Origin of the sequence: Methylopila henanensis (assembly GCF_042681025.1) — a bacterium.
GTDB classification, from domain to species: Bacteria; Pseudomonadota; Alphaproteobacteria; order Rhizobiales; family Methylopilaceae; genus Methylopila; species Methylopila henanensis.
In genome coordinates this window covers 440,619-459,380 of sequence record NZ_JBHUER010000010.1, presented here as the reverse complement: position 1 = coordinate 459,380, position 18,762 = coordinate 440,619, and the positions used below count along the sequence as shown (strand labels likewise).

General features: G+C 71.3%; 21 protein-coding genes. 14 read left to right on the top strand and 7 right to left on the bottom strand.

From position 1 onward, the window contains the following. Positions 1–3 precede the first annotated feature (3 nt). The 3 genes from ACFSCV_RS15290 (at position 4) to ACFSCV_RS15280 (ending at position 2,462) form a co-directional block, all read left to right on the top strand. Positions 4–648, top strand: a complete 645-nt coding sequence (locus tag ACFSCV_RS15290; protein WP_378800431.1) for an outer membrane protein — start codon at positions 4–6, stop codon at positions 646–648. Between the two features lie 329 nt (positions 649–977). Next, the gene (locus tag ACFSCV_RS15285; RefSeq protein WP_378800430.1) at positions 978–1,652 is read left to right on the top strand and encodes an outer membrane protein; all 675 of its coding nucleotides are present in this window, start codon (positions 978–980) and stop codon (positions 1,650–1,652) included. Positions 1,653–1,886: 234 nt separating this feature from the next. After that, the gene (locus tag ACFSCV_RS15280; protein ID WP_378800429.1) at positions 1,887–2,462 is read left to right on the top strand and encodes an outer membrane protein; all 576 of its coding nucleotides are present in this window, start codon (positions 1,887–1,889) and stop codon (positions 2,460–2,462) included. A 19-nt stretch (positions 2,463–2,481) separates the two neighbouring features. Here ACFSCV_RS15280 and ACFSCV_RS15275 read toward each other — a convergent pair whose 3' ends face one another. Both ACFSCV_RS15275 and ACFSCV_RS15270 read right to left on the bottom strand, forming a co-directional pair. Next, complete coding sequence (locus tag ACFSCV_RS15275; RefSeq protein WP_378800428.1) at positions 2,482–2,784, bottom strand: DUF3072 domain-containing protein; 303 nt, start codon at positions 2,782–2,784, stop codon at positions 2,482–2,484. Between the two features lie 124 nt (positions 2,785–2,908). Beyond that, on the bottom strand, positions 2,909–3,427 hold the full coding sequence (locus tag ACFSCV_RS15270) for a BA14K family protein (protein ID WP_378800427.1): 519 nt from the start codon (positions 3,425–3,427) through the stop codon (positions 2,909–2,911). A gap of 187 nt (positions 3,428–3,614) precedes the next feature. Here ACFSCV_RS15270 and ACFSCV_RS15265 point away from each other — a divergent pair, with 187 nt between their 5' ends. After that, entirely contained in the window at positions 3,615–4,682 is a 1,068-nt protein-coding gene (locus ACFSCV_RS15265; protein ID WP_378800426.1) for a DUF1176 domain-containing protein, read from the top strand. Between the two features lie 9 nt (positions 4,683–4,691). Here ACFSCV_RS15265 and ACFSCV_RS15260 read toward each other — a convergent pair whose 3' ends face one another. Further along, positions 4,692–5,918, bottom strand: coding sequence for a type III PLP-dependent enzyme domain-containing protein (locus ACFSCV_RS15260; protein ID WP_378800425.1), 1,227 nt, complete (start codon positions 5,916–5,918; stop codon positions 4,692–4,694). 178 nt (positions 5,919–6,096) lie between these two features. On the opposite strand from ACFSCV_RS15260, the gene ACFSCV_RS15255 reads away from it, so the two are divergent. The 6 genes from ACFSCV_RS15255 to ACFSCV_RS15230 all read left to right on the top strand — a co-directional run bounded on the left by ACFSCV_RS15255 (position 6,097) and on the right by ACFSCV_RS15230 (position 9,617). Then, positions 6,097–6,546, top strand: coding sequence for a hypothetical protein (locus tag ACFSCV_RS15255; protein ID WP_378800424.1), 450 nt, complete (start codon positions 6,097–6,099; stop codon positions 6,544–6,546). Beyond that, positions 6,543–7,205 (top strand): ribonuclease T2 family protein, encoded by a 663-nt coding sequence (locus ACFSCV_RS15250; RefSeq protein WP_378800423.1) that lies wholly within the window; start codon positions 6,543–6,545, stop codon positions 7,203–7,205. The genes ACFSCV_RS15255 and ACFSCV_RS15250 overlap by 4 nt, the downstream gene beginning before the upstream one ends. Beyond that, complete coding sequence (locus ACFSCV_RS15245; RefSeq protein WP_378800422.1) at positions 7,202–7,597, top strand: cupin domain-containing protein; 396 nt, start codon at positions 7,202–7,204, stop codon at positions 7,595–7,597. The genes ACFSCV_RS15250 and ACFSCV_RS15245 overlap by 4 nt, the downstream gene beginning before the upstream one ends. Then, on the top strand, positions 7,594–8,442 hold the full coding sequence (locus ACFSCV_RS15240) for a 23S rRNA (adenine(2030)-N(6))-methyltransferase RlmJ (protein WP_378800421.1): 849 nt from the start codon (positions 7,594–7,596) through the stop codon (positions 8,440–8,442). The genes ACFSCV_RS15245 and ACFSCV_RS15240 overlap by 4 nt, the downstream gene beginning before the upstream one ends. Positions 8,443–8,632: 190 nt before the next feature. Continuing rightward, positions 8,633–8,845: a cold-shock protein gene (locus tag ACFSCV_RS15235; protein WP_271199212.1), complete on the top strand. Its 213-nt coding sequence runs from the start codon at positions 8,633–8,635 to the stop codon at positions 8,843–8,845. 172 nt (positions 8,846–9,017) lie between these two features. Continuing rightward, the gene (locus tag ACFSCV_RS15230) at positions 9,018–9,617 is read left to right on the top strand and encodes a glutathione S-transferase family protein (protein WP_378800420.1); all 600 of its coding nucleotides are present in this window, start codon (positions 9,018–9,020) and stop codon (positions 9,615–9,617) included. A gap of 66 nt (positions 9,618–9,683) precedes the next feature. On the opposite strand, the gene ACFSCV_RS15225 is transcribed toward ACFSCV_RS15230, so the two are convergent. Beyond that, entirely contained in the window at positions 9,684–10,583 is a 900-nt protein-coding gene (locus ACFSCV_RS15225) for a branched-chain amino acid aminotransferase (protein ID WP_378800419.1), read from the bottom strand. A gap of 288 nt (positions 10,584–10,871) precedes the next feature. Between ACFSCV_RS15225 and ACFSCV_RS15220 the strand changes: the two genes are divergently transcribed. The 4 genes from ACFSCV_RS15220 to ACFSCV_RS15205 all read left to right on the top strand — a co-directional run bounded on the left by ACFSCV_RS15220 (position 10,872) and on the right by ACFSCV_RS15205 (position 15,298). Then, entirely contained in the window at positions 10,872–11,417 is a 546-nt protein-coding gene (locus ACFSCV_RS15220; protein WP_378800418.1) for a MarR family winged helix-turn-helix transcriptional regulator, read from the top strand. 6 nt (positions 11,418–11,423) lie between these two features. Beyond that, positions 11,424–12,143, top strand: coding sequence for a response regulator (locus tag ACFSCV_RS15215; RefSeq protein ID WP_378800417.1), 720 nt, complete (start codon positions 11,424–11,426; stop codon positions 12,141–12,143). Then, positions 12,140–13,477 (top strand): ATP-binding protein, encoded by a 1,338-nt coding sequence (locus ACFSCV_RS15210; protein WP_378800416.1) that lies wholly within the window; start codon positions 12,140–12,142, stop codon positions 13,475–13,477. Before ACFSCV_RS15215 ends, ACFSCV_RS15210 begins: the two co-directional genes overlap by 4 nt. A 120-nt stretch (positions 13,478–13,597) precedes the next feature. After that, on the top strand, positions 13,598–15,298 hold the full coding sequence (locus ACFSCV_RS15205; RefSeq protein ID WP_378800415.1) for a hypothetical protein: 1,701 nt from the start codon (positions 13,598–13,600) through the stop codon (positions 15,296–15,298). Between the two features lie 7 nt (positions 15,299–15,305). Here the strand turns inward: ACFSCV_RS15205 and arfB are convergent, their stop codons facing one another. The 3 genes from arfB to ACFSCV_RS15190 form a co-directional block, all read right to left on the bottom strand. Beyond that, positions 15,306–15,725, bottom strand: coding sequence for an alternative ribosome rescue aminoacyl-tRNA hydrolase ArfB (arfB, locus tag ACFSCV_RS15200; protein ID WP_378800414.1), 420 nt, complete (start codon positions 15,723–15,725; stop codon positions 15,306–15,308). Between the two features lie 57 nt (positions 15,726–15,782). Further along, on the bottom strand, positions 15,783–17,429 hold the full coding sequence (locus ACFSCV_RS15195; RefSeq protein WP_378800413.1) for a calcium-binding protein: 1,647 nt from the start codon (positions 17,427–17,429) through the stop codon (positions 15,783–15,785). 195 nt (positions 17,430–17,624) lie between these two features. Beyond that, positions 17,625–18,551, bottom strand: coding sequence for a sulfite exporter TauE/SafE family protein (locus tag ACFSCV_RS15190; RefSeq protein WP_378800412.1), 927 nt, complete (start codon positions 18,549–18,551; stop codon positions 17,625–17,627). Positions 18,552–18,762 lie beyond the last annotated feature (211 nt).

The window sequence follows — 18,762 nt, the reverse complement described above, 5'->3', positions numbered from 1 at the left end:
ATCATGATCCGTCGTATCCTTCTCGGCGCCGCCTCCGCGGCAGCTTTCGCCGCCATGGTTCCCGCCGCGATGGCGGCTGATCTGCCGGCGTATGAAGAGCCGGCTCCGGCGATCGCGCCGGTGCCTTCGTTCACCTGGACCGGCCCGTACATCGGCGTTCAGGCCGGCTACGGCTGGGGTTCGGCCGCCCGCACCAACAAGGACGGCTTCACGATCGGCGGCTACGCCGGTTACAACTACCAGTTCGACAACTCGCCGGTCGTGATCGGCATCGAGACGGACTTCAACTACAGCGACGCCGACGGCAGCCGCCGCCGCGCCCGCACCGAGAGCGAGTGGAACGGCGCGACCCGCGCCCGCCTCGGCTACGCCTTCGACCGCTTCCTGGTCTACGGCGCGGCCGGCGTGGCCTATGCGGATCGTGAGCTCCGCGTCCGTGGCCTCGGCCGCGACACCAAGACCGCGGTCGGCTGGACGGTCGGCGGCGGCGTCGAGTACGCCGCGGCGGACAACATCTCGGTCCGCGCCGAGTACCGCTACAACGACTACGGCAAGGATCGGTTCGACATCGGCCGCGGCATCCGTTCCGACTACACCGAGCACCGCGTCATGGGCGGCGTCGCCTACAAGTTCAACTCGCCGTTCTGATCCCGGACGGCGGGCCTTCGCCCGCCGGACAGGTCTGGAGATAAGCCCCGCGGCCTCGCCGCGGGGCTTTTTTCGTCTCGCCGCCACGCTGCGGGTGGACGGCGGGAAGCCCTGTCCGATCAAAGCTTTGACAAAAAAATCCGCGGCGTTTCGTCCGTTCGCTTCATGTCCCGATAACCTTCACGACTCGCTAAGGATTGGCGGCTAGTTTCGGCCCAACGCCCTCTCGCCTCCCGGCGACGAAACGGCGTCCGCACCACCATGTGTTCCCTGTCGCGTTTCGGCCGGATTCCCTCGCCCGGTCGTATGTCGAGTATCGAGGCTGCCCCATGATCCGTTCCATCGTCATCGCCGCGTCCGTCGCAGCGCTCGGCGCCGCGCCCGCGCTCGCCGCCGACCTTCCCTACGAAACCCCGGTCGGCGAATACGCCGCCCCCGCGACCGGGTTCACCTGGTCCGGCGCCTATGTCGGCGCCCAGGCCGGCTACGGCTGGGCCAAGGCCGACAACCGCCAGGGCCGCGACACCAAGCCGAGCGGCGCGATCGTCGGCGGCTACGCCGGCTACAACCACCAGTTTGACGGCTCGCCGGTCGTCGTCGGCGTCGAGACCGACATCAACTACAACGACGGTTCCGACCGCAAGGTGACCGCCGCCACGCGCATTCGCAACGAGCAGCAGTGGTCGGGCGCGACCCGCGCCAAGGTCGGCTACGCCTATGATCGCTACCTCGCCTATGGCGCGGCCGGCGTGGCCTACAGCGGCCAGAAGGTCACCGGCCGGATCGGCGCGGACCGCGGCAGCGACGACAAGACCGCCGTCGGCTACACCGTCGGCGCCGGCGTCGAAAGCGCCGTGACCGACAACGTCACCGCCCGCCTCGAGTACCGCTACACCGACTACGGCACGGACAAGTACCGGATCGGCGGTTCGCGCGAGAAGACCGACGTCACCGAGAACCGCGTGATGGGCGGCGTCGCCTACAAGTTCGGCTCGGCCTGGTGATCCCATGTCGGGCGCCTTCGGGCCCGACCCAGAACCTCGTCAAAACCCCGCGGCGCGAGCCGCGGGGTTTTTCGTCGCGCGCGAATCCGGCATTAAGGATTTGTTTACTGCGCGGGATTTTTCTGATCGCGGCTACGTTCCGTTAACCTGATCGAGCCGTGTCCTGCGTTAGTTTTCCAGTCTCGCAGGCCTGAGGCCCGCGCCCGTTTCGCGCTCCCCGGATCGACGCCCCGCATGCATCGTCTCCTCGGCACGCTTCTGTTTTCCCTCGGCGCGGCGCTGGCCTCGCCGGCGCAAGCGGTCGACGTGACCGGAGCGGACGAGGCCTTCGACTGGACGGGCTTTCGCGTCGGCGCCATCGGCGGCTACGGCCGCATCGGCGAGGCGGGACCGCTGATCGGCGCGTCGGTCGGCTACGACTGGCGCTTCGACGACGTCATCGTCGGGGTCGAGGGCGACCTCTCCGGCGGCGGCGTCGACGGACGGCGCGAGGGCGGCCGGTACGGCATCGACCTGTTCGGCACCATCCGCGCCCGCGTCGGCTACGCCTTCGACCGTTTCGTCGTCTATGGCGCCGCCGGCGCCGCCTTCGCCTCCGCCGACTACGCCCGCGACGGCGCGCGCGACAGCGAACTCCACACCGGCTGGACCATCGGCGCCGGCGTGGAGACCCATCTGTTCGGCGCGCTGACCGCGCGGGCCGAGTTCATCTACGTGGATCTCGATCGCCGCTCGTTCGACGTCGGCCAAGCGGTCGGCTTCAATCCCGACGGCGGCCAGGTCAGGCTCGGGCTGAACTACCGGTTCTGACCGGATTGCGCCCTTCAGATCACCGCTTGGCGTTCCGCGCGTTCTTGAGCTCGTCGATCAGCGTCGACGCCTCGGCCTTGGTGAGGTCGGGCTTGTACGCGACCCCGGTCTCCTCCGACAGCGTCTTGAGGTAGGAGGCCTGCGCCCCTGTCATGGGCTCGTCGCCGGACACCCAGTCAGCGGGGTCCTTCTCGGCGTTGCCCACCGGCGCGGTCTTCGGATTGGCGTCGGTCGCGTGGACGGGCCCGCCGGGCGTCGGCGCGTCCGGGTCGGCGGCGCGGCGTTCGTCGGTGCGGTCCTGCGGCGTGCTGCGTTCGGTCATGGCGTTCCCGTTCCGTTTCTGTCTGTGACGGAAACGTCCGGGCCGCGCGCTGGTTCCGCGCATGAAAAAAGCCCCCGGCGCGGGGCGCGCGCCGGGGGCGGGGCGAAGAACGAAGCAGCCTAAGTTACGGACAAGCCACCTGGCGTCCATCATAGGCCGTGTACGTGCCAGTGTTCGGATTGTACGAGCGGAACCGACGCGCGCAATAGCTGTCGCCTCGCGCGTAGGCGCGGTTATTTGCCGCCGACCCCGCGATGATCGCGCCGGCCGCGAGGCCGAGCGCTCCGGCCGCCAGGTACCCGCCGCGATCGCGCCGGTCCCGGTAATAGCGGCGGGCGCCGTAATAGCGCCGGTCCCTGTAGTAGCGCCGCCCGCCGTAATAGCGGCGGTCACGGTAATGCCGGCCGCCGCGCCAGCCTCGGTCGCCGCGCCAGCGCCGGTCGCCCCGCCAGCGGCGGTCGCGGACGTTCTCGACGTCGCCGGACGCGAGCGCGGCGAGGGCCTGACCCCGGACCTGGTCGAGCGAGGCCGGCGGCGGCGCGCTTTTCGTCGTTCCGGCCTGCGCGGAGGCGGTTTCCGGTCCCGTCAGCACGCCGGTGAGGCCGATCACGGCCGCCACGGCCAGGGTGAGCGTCTTTCTCATGCTAATGTCCTTGCTGTCGCGCGCGACAAGGCGCGTCTGTGGCGTTGCGTTCGCCCATCTCCCCACGCACAACGCTTGGGGAGGCTGGTCGTTGCCTCGCCGCGGCGAGGGACGCTCAATTCCGCGTGACGCGTCCGTGATCGCCACGTCCCGCCGCCCGCTCTGGCCGTCTCAGGAGAACCCGCCCATGCGTCTTGTCCTCGCCGTCCTCTGCGTCGTCGCGACCGCGGCGGCCGGCGTCGCCGCGGTGCGGTTCGAAGCCTGGACGGTGACCTGCGGGGAGGGGGCGGCGCCCGAATGCAGTGTGGGTTCGGCGGCGCTGCCGGCGGCCGGCGCGAAGCATGTGAGCCTGATCGTGACGCGGGCCGGCGCGAAGGAGGCGCAGCCGCGGCTGCGGATCGTGCTCGAGGGGCCGGCCACGCCGCTGCCGCGTCCGCGGCTGGCGCTCGCGGTCGACGGCGGCACCCCCGTCCGGCTCGCGCCGGGCGCCGATCTCGCCGTCACGCCCGGCCCGGACGCCGCGAATGTGGAGATCCGCCTGTCCGAAGGCGCGACGCGGCGGCTGCTTCCCTTCATGCGGCGCGGACGGGTGCTGTCGGTCGAGGTGACCGGCGAGGCTGACGACAAGATCGCGGTCGAGGTCCCGCTGCCGGGCCTGCAGGGCGCCTTCGCCGAGGTCGACCGCGCGCAGGCGCGCGCCGACAAGCCGGAGGCGCTGAGCGCCCTGATCGGGGGCTCGACGCCCGCGGCGCTGTCCGGCCAGGTGCGCGACGTCACCCGCGAGGCGATCCCGGCGCGGCTGCGCACGATCATGGTCGAGCGCGATTGCCCGGTGTGGGACCGCACGGAGAACGATCCGTCCTTCCTCGCCGACGAGAGCTTCGCCGCCGATCTCGGCTCCGGGCGTACGCTGTGGGCGATCGTCTGCGCCTCGGGCGCCTACAATGTCGAGTTCGTGCTGTTCCTGGAGGACCCGTCGCAGGCGGCGGACCGGTTCGAGCCGCTGCTGTTCGCGGCCTTCGTCGAGTCGCTCGGCTGGACCGGCGTCGACAGTCTGTCGAACGTCGCCTACGACCCGGCGAAGAAGCAGCTCACCGCCTTCGAGAAGGGCCGGGCCGCGGGCGACTGCGGCACGGTCGGCGCATGGGAGTGGGGCGGCGCCGCGTTCCGCATGGTCGAGTACCGCGCCAAGGAGGAGTGCGACGGCGTCGGCGAGCCCGGACGGTTCCCGATCGTGTTCCGCGGCGAGCGGTGACGCCGGGCGTCAGCCGCTGGCGCGCGATTCCAGCGTGGCGTAGCCCTCCGGGCCTTCGCCCTCCTCGAAGGCGGCGTCGACCGCGACGAAGTCGTCCGGGTAGAAGCCGTTGAAGCGGGTGCGCAGCGCGAGGCTGTAGGCGCCGATGTGGCCGATCTCGATCCAGTCGCCGGTGTCGACGTCGTCGGGCAGCCAGAACGGCCGCGACAGGATGTCGACCGAGTCGCAGGTCGCGCCGCAGACCCGGAACGGCGCGAGCTTCGGCGCGGCGGCGCGGCGCGCCCGGCGGCGGGCCGGGTCGGGGATCAGCCGCGCGGGCAGGGTGATCTTGCCGGTCCAGCTGTCGGACAGCGAGCTCCATATGCCGTCGTTGATGTAGAGCCGCTGGCCCTTCTTGAGCAGCACCCGCACCACCACCGTCAGGCAGCGCGCCACGATCACCCGGCCGGGTTCGGCGATCAGCGGCAGGTCGCCGAGCCCCCACTCGTCGACCTCGTCCTGCACCCGCGCGATCAGCGCGCCGACCGCGGGGGCCGGGGCCGCCGGGCGCTTGCGGTCGTGGCCGTAGCGGGCCGGGAAGCCGCCGCCGACGTCGAGCGCCGCGATCGGGACGCCGGCGCGTCCCTTCACCCAGGCCGCGGTCGCGATCGCGCGCTCGTAGGATTCCAGGTCCTCGACCTGGCTGCCCACGTGGAAGGTCAGCCCGACGCGGAAGCCGATCCGGTCGATGCGGCGGACGAGCTCGACCGCATGGGCGGGCGCCGCGCCGAACTTCTTCGACAGCTCGTAGGCGGCGTGGCCCTTGGTGGCGAGCCGCACGAACAATGTGAAGTCCTCGGGCGCGAGGTCGAGCGCGCGCACCACGCGCAGAATCTTGGCGACCTCGTCGTCGTGGTCGAGCGCGATCGCCCGCACGCCGTAGCCTTCGAGCGCGAGCCGGATGTCCGACTGGGCCTTGACCGGGTGCATGTAGTAGAGCGCGGCCTCCGGCGCGGCCGCGCGCGCCGCCGCGAACTCGGCCGGGCTCGCCACGTCGAAGGCCGACACGCCCGCCTCGGCCAGCGCCTCCAGCACGAAGGGCTCGCCGTTGGTCTTCACCGCATAGGCCGTGGTTCCCCGGAAGGCGTCGAGGAAGGCGCGGGCGTCCTCGACGAGCGCGCGGCGGTCGAAGGCGTAGACCGGACGGTCCGGTCGGAGCGCGAGGGCCGCGTCCCGCGCGGAAGGAAAGCGCTGCATTCGGTGCGTGGTCTCCTGTAGCGGGCGCGCCGCGCCGAGGGTGGCGCGGCGTCGCGACGGTCTTGCGACGGCGGTCCGCCGCGGAGGGCGTCCGCGTAACCATATGGCGCTCAAGCACTTGATTTGACGCCCCCGCCGCTCGATGGTCCTGCTGTCGTCGCGTCCGGAGATCGTGCGCATGCGCGCGCTGCAGTTCGTTCTTGCTTTCGTGGCCGTGGTTGCGGCCGGCTCCGCCGCCTCGGCGGCAGACTATGCTCGCTACGAGTCGCGCCAGACGGTGTTCCGCGGCTACACCGGCGCGCTGCCGGCCTGCGGCGACGAGCGCGTGCTCGGTCATATAGCGGGCCGTTTCGCCTCGCGTGAGCGGAGCTACTGGGGCTCGTCGCTCGAGTTCGCAGGGTTCGGCCAAACGCGCGAAATCGGTTATCGGAGCTGGGGGCCGGAGTTCATCCCGCGCCGCTTCTGCGCCGCGCGCGTCGTCACCACCGACGGCCGCAGGCGGTCGGTCTATTACGAGATCGGCGAGGGCTTCGCCTTCGCGGGCGTGGGGTGGGGCGTGAACTGGTGCGTCACCGGCCTCGACCGCAATCTCGCCTACGCGCCGGACTGCAAGATGGCCCGCCCGTGAGGTCTGGCCTTCGCGCCGTCCTGGCGTGGATGCTGCTGCTCGCCGCTTTCGCGCCGTCGCCGTCGCTCGCCCAGGACCGCCCTGGCGACTTCGATTTCTACGTGCTGTCGCTGTCCTGGTCGCCGACCTACTGCGCCTCCGCCGGCCGGCGCGCGGAGGGCCCGCAGTGCGCCGGACCGCGCCCGTTCGGCTTCGTGGCGCACGGGCTGTGGCCGCAATACGAGCGCGGCTTCCCGTCGGACTGCCGCGCCGGCGGCTTCCCGAGCCGGGCCGTGGTGGATTCCATGCTCGACGTCATGCCGAGCCCCGGCCTGGTGCGGCACCAGTGGCGCAAGCATGGGACCTGCTCCGGGCTCGGGCCGGAGGCGTTCTTCGCGCTCACCCGCCGCGCCTATGAGCGCGTGGTCGTGCCGGAGATCTACCGCGGGCTCGACCGGCCGCTCGTCACGTCGCCGGCCGAGGTCGAGCGCGCATTCATCGCCGCCAATCCCGGCCTCGCCCCTAGCATGATCGCGGTCGACTGCAACCGACGCAACCTGCGCGAGGTCCGCGTCTGCATGAAGCGCGACCTGTCGTTCCGCCCCTGCGCCGAAGTCGATCGCCGCGCCTGCCGCGCGAGCGAGCTTGTGCTGCCGCCCATGAGAGAGACCCGCGAATGACCGAGCCCGACGTCGAACCCGCCATGCGTCTGCACCGGCTCGGCGGGCCGACCGCGCCGTTCGAGGACAGCGCGCCGCCGCCGGAGCTCGTGGTGGAGGGCGAGCCGCGCTTCCGCACTACGGTGCATTACGAGGCGCCGGACGGGCGGCTGTTCGCGGGCGTCTGGGCGGCGACGCCGGGCGCGTGGCGCGTGGCCTATGACGAATGGGAGTGGTGCCGGCTGCGCAGCGGCCGCTGCGTGCTGACGCCGGACGGCGGCGAGGCGCAGGAGTACGGCCCCGGCGCCGCGATCGTGATCGAGCCCGGCTTCACCGGCGTCTGGGCCGTCCTTGAGCCCTGCGAGAAGGACTTCGTCGTGATGTTGCCCCCCGCCGGCGACGGCGAGGCGTGAACTACCGGCACGCGTTCCACGCCGGCAATTTCGCCGACGTGCTCAAGCACGTCGTGCTGGCGCGGATCGTCGACTATCTCAACGCGAAGTCCGCGCCCTGGAGCTATCTCGACACCCACGCCGGCGTCGGCGTCTACGACCTCGCCGGCGGCGAGGCGGAGCGGACCGGCGAGTGGCGCAACGGCGTCGGCCGCCTCGTCGGCCGCCGGCTCGGGGCGGCGGCCGAGACGCTGCTCGCGCCCTGGCGGGCCGTGCTCGCGGAGTTCCAGACGCCGGACGGCGCGCTGACGCGCTATCCCGGCTCGCCGGAGATCGTCCGCCGGCTGGCGCGGCAGGACGACCGGCTGCGGCTCTGCGAGCTTCACCCGAAGGATCGGCAGTCGCTCGCCGCCGCGCTCGGCCGCGACGAGCGGGCCAAGGTGGTCGAGATCGACGGCTGGACCGCGCTCGGCGCATGGCTGCCGCCGCGGGAGCGGCGCGGGCTGGTGCTGGTCGACCCGCCCTTCGAGCAGCCGGGCGAGCTCGCCCGCATGGCCGAGCGCTTTCTCGCCGCCCATCGGGTCTGGCCGACCGGCGTCTACGCGCTGTGGTATCCGGTCAAGGACCCGGCCGCGATCCGGGAGCTGACCGGGCCGCTGATCGCCGCGGGCGTCGGCAAGCTCCTGCGCGTCGAGCTCATGGTGCGCGAGCCGTCCGATCCCCGCCTTCTGTCCGGCTCGGGCCTCGTGATCGCGAACCCGCCCTGGACGCTCGCCGACGAACTGCGTTCCGGGCTGCCTGATCTCGCGGCGGCGCTCGCTCAAAGCGCGGGCGCGCGGGCCGCGGTCGAGACGCTCGCTCCGTAGAAATCCCATGAGACGCTTGGGCGCGGGGCGGCCGCGGGACGCGCCATCTTTTCGCCTTGCCATCGACACGACCCAAAAGTTACCAAATCAGACACGATGCGCGATCGCCGGAACAGCGGCCGGAGAACGTGCGGGGGGCGCCACGTGGGCTGGGCGTCGGGTGCAACGGGAATGGCAAGGGGGCGCCCACATGGCGCAAAGCGGGACGGTCAAATTCTTCAACGCGGAGAAGGGCTACGGCTTCATCAAGCCGGACGACGGCGGCAATGACATCTTCGTGCATGTGTCGGCCGTGACGCGGTCGGGCCTGTCGAACCTGGCCGAGGGCCAGCGCGTGTCGTTCGACGTCGAGCCGGACCGCAAGGGCAAGGGTCCGAAAGCGGTCAACCTCATTCCGGGCTGACCGCGTCTCCCGCGCCCTGCACGCGGCGGGGCGCGGACGGCCGCCGGCCGTGGCGGCGCGAGGCCGCCGGCCGGTTGGCGGATGGCGAAGGCCACGCTAAGCAGCGGCTGTCGGCGTCGCGCGTCCGGCCGCCGCCGCGGTCGCGGGCCGCGGCGCGCCATCGGGAGCCGCCATGCTGACACTCCGTTCCTCGCCGCCGTCGCCGTTCGGCCGTAAGGTCAAGATCGCCGCCGCCGTGCTCGGCCTGTCCGATCGCCTGACGATCGTGATGACCGACACCTCCGACCCGGCCGATCCGATCCGCCAGATCAACCCGCTCGGCAAGATTCCGACGCTCGAGTTCGACAGCGGCGCCACGCTGTTCGACAGCCCCGTCATCCTCGAATATCTCGATCATCTCGCGGGCGGCGGCAGGATCATCCCCGCCGATCCGTCGGAGCGCTTCGCGGCGCTGCGCCTGCAGGCGCTAGCCGACGGGCTGATGGACGCCGCGCTTCTGCAGATCTACGAGACGCGCCTGCGCGCCGAGGGCGAGCGCTCCCAGAAGTGGCTGGACAATCAGGCGGGCAAGGTCGCCCGCGCGCTGGCGGCGCTCGAACAGGCACCGCCGCCGGCCCGCGTCGACGTGGGCTCGATCGCCGTCGCCTGCGCGCTCGGCTATCTCGACCTGCGCTTCGAGGGGCGCTGGCGCGCCGACCATCCGCGGCTGGTGGAGTGGCTCGACGCCTTCCGCGCCCAGACTCCGTCCTACGACGCCACCCGCGCCCACTGAGCGCCGCTTCGCGTCCGTCGCCGTCCGGGCCTCATGGCGCCGGACGGCGAAACTACCGCTACCTCCTCAGGCCGCTGCGACGGCGGCCTCGGCGGGCTGCACCACCGCCTGATAGTCGTTCATCAGCGCCTGCGTCAGCTCGCCGACGACGAAGCGGTGCTCGGCGATCTCGGAGACCGGGGTGACCTCGGCCGCCGTGCCGCAGATGAAGCACTGCTCGAAGCCCGCCAGTTCCTCCGGCAGGATCGCGCGCTCGACCACCTCGACGCCGCGCTTGCGCGCAAGGTCGATGACGGTGCGACGGGTGATGCCGTCGAGGAAGCAGTCCGGCGTCGGCGTGTGCAGCTTGCCGTCCTTCACGAAGAAGATGTTGGCGCCGGTGCATTCCGCGACCTGGCCGCGCCAGTCGAGCATCAGCGCGTCGGCGTAGCCCCGCCGCTCCGCCGCGTGTTTCGACATGGTGCAGATCATGTAGAGGCCGGTGGCCTTCGCCTTGGAAGGCGCGGTCTTCGGGTCGGGACGGCGCCACTGCGCCATGTCGAGCCGGATGCCCTTGAGCCGCTGCGCCGGGTCGAAATAGCTCGGCCACTGCCACACGGCGATCGCGAGATGGATGGTGTTGTTCTGGGCGGCGACGCCCATCATCTCGCTGCCGCGCCACGCGATCGGGCGGACATAGGCGTCGACGAAGCCCTGGCGCGCCAGCGTCTCCTCGCAGGCCCGGTCGATCTCCTCGACGGAGTAGGGGATCTCGAAGTCGAGCAGCCGCGCGCTGTCGATCAGCCGCTGGTTGTGCTCGCGCATCTTGAAGATGCGGCCGCCATAGGCGCGCTCGCCCTCGAACACGGCGCTCGCGTAATGCAGCGCGTGGGTCAGCACGTGCACCTTGGCGTCGGCCCACGGCACGAAGGCGCCGTCGAACCAGATGACGCCTTCGCGTTGGTCGAAGGGTTGGGCGTCGGCCATGATGATGCTCCTCGAAGGTCGGCGGCGGGCCGGCGGATGCGGCCGCGTCGCCTTGGCGTCCTGATCTCGCTCGCGCGTCGCCCGTGCGTGCGCCTGAAACAGGCCCGGGGTCAAGCGCTTCTCCGCTCCATCGGCGTTTTGCGTCCGCCGCCCGGAGTGGGTAATCTTCGTGCGCGATCGACCTTCAGGCGCGGTCGCGCAATGATCTGTGCGGCAGGCGGGGCCTCTCGGCAAGTTCGTGTCGCCTGCAGCGGCCTTCGTGTAATGAAACGGCACGGATAAGTCAACATGGCTGACGTAATCGCCGGGCGCCCCGCCTCGCGGGGCCGCTCCGAGGCCCCGCCCATCCAGCCGGACCCCGACGCGCCGCCTTACGACCTGATGGAGCTGCTGTTCTTCGCCTATCGCGACTTCGTGCGCGACGTCGACGAGGAGCTCGCGGGCTTCGGCTTCGGCCGCGCGCACCATCGCGTGCTGCATTTCGTGGACCGCAATCCAGGGTTGCGCGTCGCCGACCTGCTCGACATCCTCAAGATCACCAAGCAGAGCCTCGGGCGCGTGCTGCGGGAGCTGGTCGACCAGGGCTTCGTGGTCCAGCGCGAGGGCGCGTCCGACCGTCGCCAGCGGCTGCTGTTCGTGACCGAGCGCGGCGACGCTCTCGCGCTCAGGCTCGCCCACATCCAGAGCGAGCGCATCGGCCGCGCGATCGAACTCAGCGGCCCGGAGGCCGGCGACGCGGCCCGGCGGTTCCTGTTCGCGATGGTCGATCCCGCGGAGCGTGAGCAGGTTCGCCAGCTCGTCGCTCTCGGGCGGCCGCGCGGCGGGCTGGGCTGACAGCGCGTGCCGCTTGACCAGGGGACGGCGAAAGCGCTGAGCGACGACGCCGCCCATCTGCTCGTGGTCGACGACGACGCGCGCATCCGCACGCTGCTGCACAAGTTCCTGTCGGGCAAGGGCTATCGCGTCACGGTCGCCTCCGACGCCGCCGAGGCGCGCCAGAAGCTCGACGCGCTCGCCTTCGACCTGCTGGTGCTCGACGTGATGATGCCGGGCGAGAGCGGGCTCGATCTCGCCCGCGCCATCCGCGCCCGCTCCAGCGTGCCGATCCTGATGCTGACCGCGCGCTCCGACGCCGAGGACCGCATCGCCGGGCTCGAGACCGGGGCCGACGACTACCTGCCGAAGCCGTTCGACCCGCGCGAGCTGCTGCTGCGTGTCGGCGGCATCCTGCGCCGCGCGGGCGCGTCGGGGGCCTCCGCCTCCGCGCCCGAGGTGCGGTTCGGCGGCTACGCCTTCCACCGCGGCCGCGGCGAGCTGAAGCGCGGCGACGAGGTGATCCGCCTGACCGACCGCGAGCGCGACCTGCTCGCGGCCCTCGCCGAGCGCCCCGGTCAGACCGTGCCGCGCTCCGCGCTCGCCGGCGACGACGCCGCTCCCGGCGACCGGGCGGTCGACGTCGTCGTCACCCGGCTGCGGCGCAAGATCGAGGTCGACCCGACGGCGCCCATCCTGCTCCAGACGGTGCGCGGCCTAGGCTACCGTCTGCTGACGGACGAATGACCGAACCGGCCGCGCCCACGGAGCACTGGCTGCGTCGGCTGCTGCCGAAGGGCCTCTACACCCGCTCGCTGCTGATCATCGTGGCGCCGATGGTGCTGCTGCAGGGCGTGCTGGTGTTCGTGTTCATGGAGCGGCACTACGAGCTGGTGACCCAGCGCCTGTCCTCGGCGGTGAGCGCCGACGTCGCCGCGCTGGTCGCGCTGCACGCGGCGAACCCGACGCCCGAGAACGACGCCGTCGTCGCCCGCATCGCGCGCGAGCACCTGTCGCTGCAGGTGGAGTTCCTGCCGGACCGCGCCCTGCCGCCGCCGCGGCCGCGGCCGTTCTTCTCGATCATCGACGAGGAGCTGTCGAACGAGCTCGCGGACGATCTCAAGCGGCCGTTCTGGATCGATACGGTCGGGCGCTCGAACTATGTCGAGATCCGCGTCGCGCTCGACGACGGCGTGATGAAGGTGCTCGCACGCCGCAGCCAGACCTACGCCTCGAACAGCCACATCTTCCTGGTCTGGATGGTCGGGGCCTCGCTGGTGCTGATCGGCGTCGCGATCCTGTTCCTGCGCAACCAGATCAAGCCGATCCTGGCGCTGGCCGAGGCGGCGGAGAGCTTCGGCAAGGGCCGCGCGAGCCCGGACTTCAAGGTGCGCGGCGCCCGCGAGGTGCGCGAGGCGGGCCGCGCCTTCCTCGACATGCGCGACCGCATCGAGCGCCAGATCGAGCAGCGCACCACCATGCTCGCGGGCGTCAGCCACGACCTGCGCACCATGCTAACGCGGTTCCGGCTGCAGCTCGCGCTGCTCGACGAGGGGCCGGAGGTCGAGGATCTGGCGCGCGACGTCGATGAGATGTCGCGCATGCTGGAGGCCTATCTCGCCTTCGTGCGCGGCGACGCCGGCGAGGCGCCGGCGCCGACCGACGTGCCGGCGCTGCTCGACGATCTCCGCCGCGCCGGCGAGACCGCGGGCGCCTCCGTCACGGTCGAGAGCCACGGCGAGCCGATCGCGGTGCTGCGGCCGGACGCGTTCCGCCGCTGCGTCGGCAACCTGGTCTCCAACGCGACGCGCTTCGCCCGGCGCATCGCGATCCAGGCGATCCACGACGGCCGCATGCTCGAGATCCGGGTCGACGACGACGGCCCGGGCATTCCGCTGGAGCAGCGCGAGGAGGTGTTCCGCCCGTTCCTGCGGCTCGATCAGGCCCGCAATCAGGACCATGGCGGCACCGGCCTCGGCCTCGCCATCACCCGCGACATCGCCCGGAGCCACGGCGGCGACGTCACGCTGGAGTCGAGCCCGCTCGGCGGCCTCAGGGCCGTCGTGCGCGTCCCGGTCTGAGCGACGGGAATGAGCCGACGATCACATCACCGCCAGCCGCGCCGCCTATGGGTTGCGGCGCAGCATCGGCGGCGGCCACAGTCGGGCGTGCGGGAATCAACCAGAAACCGACGGGGGCCGATGGCCAGATCCGGAGCCGTCGCCCTTGCGACATGCGGCCTTGCGGCGGCGCTCGTCCTGCCGTCGTCGGCCTCCGCGCGGAACGCGTGGCTCGAGGACTGGGCGTCGCGCGCCCAGATCGCCCTCGACGCGGCCGACCCCGCTGCCGAGCCGTTCGACGCGCCCGTGAAGCTCGCGATCGAGCCGCTTCCCGTGCGGACTCCGAGCGCGGAGGAGAAGCGCGTCAGCGACGAGACCATCGCGCTCTACGACGCCACCATCGGCGCGAACACGGCGGCGAGCTACCTCTGGGCCGGGATCGAGACCGGCAATCCGCTGACCCGCGACGAAAGCTACCGCTGGGATTCGCTCGACGACGCCGGCCTGTTCGACGCCGGCCGGCGCGCGAAGACCATCGCCGAGCTGCAGGCGATGGGCGTGTTCAACCTGCGGATCGGCCTCTCCGGCCACCGCATCAACCTCGACGACGCCGCGAGCTGGGCGGAGCATGACGGGCTGATCCGGGATTTCGCCGGCGCCGGGGTAAACCTCAGCCTCGACCTGCATCATTTCGGCGTCGAGGACCGCTTCCGCACGCTGACCGCCGACGGGCGGACCGACCACGCCCGCAGCTACTACCTGCATCCGGAATGGCCGGGCTACTTCGCCCGCTTCGCGCGCGAGGCCTACCGGCGCTACGCCGGCGACGTGAAGGCGGTGACGCTGATCAACGAGCCGGAGACCACGGTCGGCTTCAACAGCGAGATGTGGCACGGCGGCTATCCCGGCTGGGGCGATCCGCGCCATCACGTGGTCTATGTGGAGCGCGCCTTCGCCATCGCGACCGCGGCGGTGAAGGCCCGGCTCGCGATCGAGATCGAGGCGGCCGAGCAGGGCAGGCGGCCGCTCTACATGCACACCGAGGCGGCGGTGTTCAAACCCGGCCGCCCGGAGTTCAACCGCTTCCTGCGCTTCTTCCCGAGCGACCTGATCCTCGGCAAGGCGTGGCTGTTCGACGCCGATCCGGCCGCGCTCGCGAACACGCCGCCGGAGGCGCTGGCGAAGCGCTGGGCGCTGACGCCGCCCGCCGAGCGCACCTCGCTCGACTGGGCGGTCGCGCGCTATGTCGGCGCCGCGGGCGGCGAGGGCGAACGCGCCCGGCGCCGCGACCGGCTGGCCGAGATGATCGCCACGCTCCAGCATGCGCATGCGGAGCTGAAGCGCGTCACGGGCAAGTCCATGCGCGCGGACACGCTGTTCGGCGTCGACTACTACGCCCACAACGAGGACCGCGGGACGAGCGGCGACCGGCTCTCGCCCGAGCCCCAGCTCTACGCCGCGCAGGTCGCGGCCGGCGAGCGCGCCGGGCTCTACCGCGCGATCGTGGCCTATTACGACCGCTACCGGCTTCCGATCGTCATCGGCGAGACCGGCACGCCGTTCTACGCCTACGGCGCGCGCTGGCACGCGCAGATGCTGCTGGAGCAGGCCCAGGCGATGGCGCAGGGCGTGCCCATGCTCGGCCACGTCATGTACCCGCTGATCGACACCTGGGGTTGGGAGACCGCGCTGTCCGTTCCGAAGGAGCGCACGACGGTCAACACCGGCGGCCTGCTCGACGTGACGCTCGCGCCGCGGCCTTACGTCGACGTCCTGCTGCGCGCCCTCGACAGCCGCGCCACGGCGGCGGTGGCCGCCGAACCCGAAAGCGCCGTGCAGTAGCCGGCCGTCAGTCCGCCGCCGGGCGCCCGCGCATCGCCTTGACGCCGGAGCGTTTGGACTTGCCCGTGAGCCGGCGCTCCTTCGAGGCGAGCGTCGGGCGGGTGGCGCGGCGCGGCTTGGGCTTCTCCGCCGCCTCGCGCAGCAGGGCGGTCAGCCGCTCGATCGCCTCCGTGCGATTGTCGCCTTGCGTGCGGTGCGACTGCGCCGTCAGCACCAGCACGCCGTCATTGGTCAGCCGCGCGCCGGCGAGCTTCATCGCCCGGATCGCCACGTCGTTGGGGAGCGAGCGCGAGCGGCGGATGTCGAACCGCAACTGCACCGCGGTCGCGACCTTGTTGACGTTCTGCCCGCCGGGCCCCGAGGCCCGCACGAAGGCGAGTTCGATCTCGTCCTCGTCGACCGCGAGGTTCGGCGTGATCTGGAGCATGGCGGGCCTCGACGAAGCGGAGCCGCCCCGAGCGGAGGCGACGTCGCGCCCGGTGTGTCAGCCCACCACGACGAAGTCGAGATGCGACAGCGTGGCGAGGTTGGGCGAGAGCGTCGCGAAATGGATCGCGCCCGCGTCGCCCGAGCCGTCTTTGTCAAAGAACAGCTGCCCGGTGGCGGCGTGGTAGATGATGCGGTCGTCGGCCTCGGTCGCCGCGGTTCCGGTGGTGAACGCGCCGGCCGCCAGCGTTCCGAGCTCGATCTGCGAGAATACCCGGCGATCGAGTTCGATCGTGTCGTCGGCGACGACGAAGTCGGTGATGCGGTCGACGTTGCCGCTCCCGAGCACGCTCGAGAAGACGAAGGTGTCGGCGCCGTCGCCGCCGGTGAGGATGTCCACGCCGCGGCCGCCGTCGAGCCGGTCGGCGCCGCCGAGGCCGTTCAGCGTGTTGGCGGCGGCGTTGCCGACGAGCGTGTTGGCCTGGCTGTTGCCGGTTCCGTTGATCGCGGCGTTCCCGGTCAGCGCGAGCTTCTCGATGAACTGGCCCGCGAGCGAGAAGCTGACCGAGCTGTTGACGGTGTCGAAGCCGGCGCCCTGCGTCTCGATCACGACGTCGCCGGCGTCGTCGACGAAATAGGTGTCGTCGCCGGCGCCGCCCTGCATCCGGTCCGCGCCTCCGCGGCCGTCGATGACGTTTGCCGCCGAGTTGCCGGCGATGGCGTTCGCCTGGCTGTTGCCGAACGCATTGATGGACTCGGAGCCCGTGAGGATCAGGCGCTCGATGAACTGGCCTGCGAGCGAGAAGCTGACCGAGCTGTAAACCGAGTCGACGCCGCCTCCGTCCGCCTCGATCACCACGTCGCCGGCATTGTCGACGTAATAGGTGTCGTTTCCGCCGCGTCCCTCCATCCGGTCGGCGCCGGCGCCGCCGTCGATGACGTTCGTTCCGACATGGCCGATGATGATGTTGTCCAGGTCGTTGCCGGTGCCGTCATCCCGGTTGGCTCCGGTCGCGGTCAGGATCAGACGTTCGATGGACTGCCCGACGAGCGAGAAGCTGACGGAGCTGTAGACGGTGTCGAACCCTTCGCCGTCGGCCTCGATCACCCGATCGCCGGGTTCCTGGACAACATAAGTGTCGTCGCCTGCGCCGCCTTCCATGCGGTCTGCGCCGGCGCCCCCATCGAGCCTGTCGGCCCTCTCGCCGCCAAGCAACGTGTCGGAGCCGTTCAACCCCCGCAGGATGTCGTCTCCCCCAAGGCCGCTGAGCGTGTTGCTCCCGTTGCCGCCGTTGATGACGTTGTTCAGCCCGTTTCCCATGACTGAGAGGCCGGAGGGGCCCGACAGGGCGAAGGAGCGGACGTGGTCGGCCAGAACCAGCAGGCCGTTCGCGCCGTACGGGCTCTGGAACGTCACGCTGTCGCCGCCGATGGTGAGCGGTTGCAGCAGGGTGGTCGCGCGCACGAGATTGACGAACTGGCCGTCGGCGAGCGCCGCGGTCGCGGCGACGAGCTCCTCCTGCGTGTAGATCGTCGCGACGATGTCGCCGCCGACGTGGTCCCGGATCGTCGCCAGAACGTATTCGGCCGAGATTTCGCCCTGCGCCTCCGGCGCCGCTTCGGCGGCTATTCTCGCCGCGGTCCCGCGCTGGACGGGCTGGAACTCGGCGGCTTCATGGTCGGCGGGGTTTGAGACGGAGGCCATGGCGTCCGCTCTCCGCGTATGGCGACAGTTGGGATCGAGGCCGTTGGTCCTTCACCCGGACCACGGCTTCGGGCGCACCGCTCGCATACGTCTCGCGTCTGGCGAGCCTAAGGTCCGGCGACGTGCGCTTCGACACTATTGCGTCCGGAACGGGTGTCAAACGCCGCGTTCCGGACGCCGGGCCGACTTTTGGCCTCAGGCGAAGGCCTTCCAGAGGTTCCAGAGGCTGAGCGAGGTGATGAGCACGCCGACGATGATCAGCAGAACGCGCGCCGGCAGCTTGCGCACGAGCAGGGCCGCAAAGGGGGCCGCGAACAGGCCGCCGACCACGAGGCCCGCGATGGTGGTCCAGTGCGTGAAGCCGCCGAGCAGCGCGAAGGACGCGCCGCTCGCGATCGCGAGGAAGAACTCCGCGGCGTTGACGGAGCCGATCGTGGTGCGCGGGTCCTGGCCGGAGCCGAGCAGCGAGGTGGTGACGACCGGGCCCCAGCCGCCGCCGCCGACCGCGTCCACGAAGCCGCCGGTGACGGCGAGCGGCGCGACGTAGGTCGGCGGCTCGGTGCGGATGCGGATGGCCCGGAACGCCTTGCTGATGATGTAGAGGCCGATCAGCAGCAGGTAGGCCGAGATCCACGGCTTCAGCAGGTCGCCGTCCAGCGTCGTGACGAGATAGGCGCCGGCGACCGCGCCGATGACGCCCGGGATGAGCAGCCGGCGGAACAGCCTGCCGTTCACGTTGCCGAGCTTCCAGTGCGACAGGCCGGAGAAGCCGGTGGTGAAGATCTCGGCGATGTGGACCGAGGCGGAGGCCGCGGCCGGCGGCACGCCCGTGGAGAGCAGGAAGGTGGTGGAGGTCACGCCGTAGGCCATGCCGAGCGCGCCGTCGACGATCTGCGCCACCAAGCCGACCGCGACCGCGGTCCAGAAGCCGCGCGAGGCGAGGCCCGCGCTGATCTCGGCGGGCGCCGCGTCCCAGTCGATCGGCGCGAGCCAGAGGCCGACCGCGACCGCCGTCGCAACGACGGCGAGGGCCGCCAGGATTCCGATGCGCGTCAAGCGTTCCTGCCTCTCGAGGCTGGCGGAAGAAGCGGTTGTTCCAGACGTAACGTCAGACGACGACATGACGAGCCCCGTTGTTCGAGCGCGGTCGGCGGCGAGGACGGGCGACCATCGGCGGCGAAGCCCCGGACCCGCGTCCGGGAAAGGGGCCGGAGCCGGTCTCGGCGTCGCGGCGCGGTTTCGCGCGTCCTGATGACGACCAGGTGAGCGATCGTTGCGAGGCCTTCACGATTATGTCAAACTAAATCTATAAAATTACTATACTCATGGCGGC